At 39.1% G+C, this 3,329-nt stretch carries 2 protein-coding genes; both read right to left on the reverse strand.

Annotated features, from left to right (window positions below; all coding sequences use genetic code 11):
• Positions 1 to 665: 665 nt before the first annotated feature.
• On the reverse strand, positions 666 to 1,850 hold the full coding sequence (locus BIW15_RS23875) for a DUF5677 domain-containing protein (protein WP_077281749.1): 1,185 nt from the start codon (positions 1,848 to 1,850) through the stop codon (positions 666 to 668).
• 113 nt (positions 1,851 to 1,963) lie between these two features.
• A complete protein-coding gene (locus BIW15_RS23880) occupies positions 1,964 to 2,653 on the reverse strand; it encodes a GIY-YIG nuclease family protein (RefSeq protein ID WP_077281750.1) in 690 nt (229 codons plus the stop codon).
• Between the last annotated feature and the right edge of the window lie 676 nt (positions 2,654 to 3,329).

Consider the following 3,329-nt stretch of genomic DNA (forward strand, 5'->3'; position numbering starts at 1 on the left):
TAACGCCTTGCTAAGGTGTGAGTAACGCAATACAAAAGCTACCGCACGGCGCCTTAATCACCCTAAGCCACCGCATAGTAAAAATGCCACGCGTTACGAATCACTCTTAAGCAATTTGTTAGTACATGCGCTACTTCTATTTATGGGCTCCAAGATATTGAAAAGTGGCATAATATGAAAGGCTTTGAACACTGAAGTGAGACGGGCAACTACAAAACTTAAACTCGGTTAAGAGACGGGAGTTGGCTAGAAGAAAAACGTACTGAACTCCCCTACGTTTACTGGATTCAAATTAGAAAAGGATTCGATCCTCGTACTTCAACAACCACACCAAAAGTAATCAAGTTTCTCTCAAAAGCCACCACGAAAATGAAGAAGCGCTAAAGAAATAGACTAAGAGTTAAAAGCCGTAAACGGCGAAATCAAAGCGAACGCTCCACATATAGTGCCACCGGAAAGGACGTGAAAGGCACTAACTGAAAGGTGTAAATACGAGCGCCAAAACAGATAAACATCAAAGCTTGTGACCTTTGATGTCAAACCCGTACTAACGCCCAATTAAGGTGTGAAGCACGCAAACACAAAACTCAATTTGAACGCCGAAATCACTGAACTTGACTCAAACCAAAAATGCCAAGCGTGCTGAATCACTCTTAAATTGTTTGTTAAAATTCACTTCCACCGTAGTCTTGATTTACCCTCACTAGAACACTAGAGGATATTACATCTAGAAAAACTACCATCTGTTCAATGGATATGTCATTGGAAGAGTTGGGTTCGATACCATCTAGTAACGACGCATGGCGCTCAGTCATATGGAAATCTTGATGAATAATCGAAGAGAAATACCTGTAGAAATCATCATAGAACTTCGCCCCTAAAGGAAAAACTTCTGCTTTTACTGATACATTAGACAAAAAAGAGAATATGTATTCTTTTTTCTTAATATATATATCGCGACTCTTTGGCTTAACTTTCTCAGATGCAATCTTTGATAGCATTTTATTGATTTCGTTTTTGTTAAATCGAGATTTAAACTGGAGCCATGGTCCCATAAATTCAGGAGCCAACCAATCAAGGTAATAGTCAATTGACAACTCATAGAGACTTCGAACTAAGCCCATTGCTTGGTAAAAGTAGCCTTCTGAGAGTAGGTGTTTAATTGCTAAAACATTCTCCTTCAAGCGATAAACAGTGGAGTATGTTGTATGATTATAATGAATTACATTTTTATCTTTATGATGGAAATTTTTGACCAATTGCAAAACGTCATCACATTTACTTGCAATAGTATCTAATACTAAAACATCTCTCGAATTATTCTTGCTGCCAAAGCATGAGTAAACCTCTGTAAAGTTGTACGGCTTATACCCGTACATTACACATCCTATATCTTTGCCATCAACGACATGGTGGGATGTTAAGTATGCACTTTCACTTAAAACTGGATTACGGTCCAAAATGATCACTGGTATCATAGTGATACCTAGACTTTCATACGCATACAATGCAGCTACATGATCTGGGCAAACATATCTTTTATCACAAGATTTGTTGATATTTTTTATTACGACTAGAAACGGTCTATGCCCCGATTTAATTTTAACTTTATAGTCCTCGACCAACCAGTTTTCAACTGGCTCTATATATTCAGACCAGCTGCCATCAACCATTGTGTAGTAACCAGCTTTTACTAGTTCTCGTTGAATTCTAGTAAAATAGCCTGACAACTTACCTGTTAAAAAATTTCTATATTTCTTAAGAAAGTTTTCGTCCAACTCAACAGATTTGTTAATAATAAGCTCATCTAAAGAAACTTCAACTGTTGGGATTTTTCTGTTTATTTCCACCTAAGCCTCCTCCATTGAATTTTAACGCCGCATTAAGGTGTGAGCGACGCTTGGCTATACTTGAGCGAAGCGAAACTGCCAAGCGTTGCGAATCACTCTTAAATGCTTTGTTATTAAGCAGAAACTCTTACTGCTTTTTTCAACCAAGTTTTCATTACCTGAAAACGCATTGAATTTTTACGCACAGGTTTATCATCTAGCGCCCAATACACCTCAGCATCGTAAGTCTTAGCTTCAAGTTCTACAATATTTTCAATTTTGCAAATTGTACGAGTTGACCCGTTACATGACCATCGCGTTCCCAACAAGTCTAATAGCTCTTCTGGGGAAGTTGGCATATTAAAGCTTTTTTCAGACCAATGACTATTTGCACATTCAAGTTTTTCAGGGGTCATTTCAGAAGCTATACGCTCAAAACACTCTTCGGATAGGCTTTGAAAACTTTCAATATCTAAAAGACCGTGACCTCGATACTTGGACTTCCAAGAACTCTGAAAATCTACATTCGTAAACGTTGATCCTCTAACATATTCACCCCCCCACGAATTTGCTGCCTCTAACGTAATTCGCTTTTCTATTAAACATGCTGCACGATAGTCGGACACTCCTTCTAGCTTCTGAATATGCTCGACTTTAAAGGGAGAGTAAAGCAGAGTCCATGTAGATCCAAAACCATGAATATGATTAAAAATACGCATTTCAGGAGTTTTACTGACTCCAACGTAAAAGCGATTCCCTTCCAATCGCAATATGTAAACCCAATAGTCTGAGTCAACATTGCGACGAATAACATCCAAATTCATGAAATACTCGAAACTCAAATTTTTGCTTAATAACGCCCAATTAACGTGTGAGCAGCGCAGACACTGAACTTAAACACTGCGCCGTAAACACAAAACTCAACCCGAAGTGAGAGCGCCAAGCGTTGCGAATCACTGTTGAATTGTTTGTTATGTTTTACCACAAACACATGATTTACTTGAGAAAGAACTGCTAATTTTAGCTAGTTTTCTGAAGCAAAAACCAACATGGCCCCCAAAAGCGACCAACCAGAAACGAGTAATTCCACTTCCCTGCCCAATGAGGCAACCCAACCTAGTTTCAACAAGCACCCTGTCTTTCCAACCAAAACGCAAAACAATGGAAAATTGCCGACGCAACTGCCAAGCCAAAATGCTAATTGGCCTAGAACCTAAAAGCGACTTTGAGCCAGTTATACGAGAAGCCAACCGCCACGACCTTACATTGAAGCAACCCGCGAACATTGGCATGTTTTACGGGTTGAGAGATTCAAGAACTTAGACCGACAATGCGGATTTGCTGAGTCAACTAAGGACGAATTGCCAAAGGGACAAAGAACTAAAGCCTAAGAACCTTAAGTCTTTGAATTTAAAGTAAACATAACGCCCTGCTAAGGGGTGAACAACGCAATAACGAAGCCGCTGCATTCCACCTTAATCACTAAAATCAACGCATAGT

Source organism: Vibrio sp. SALL6 (assembly GCF_002002385.1).
GTDB lineage: Bacteria > Pseudomonadota > Gammaproteobacteria > Enterobacterales > Vibrionaceae > Vibrio > Vibrio parahaemolyticus.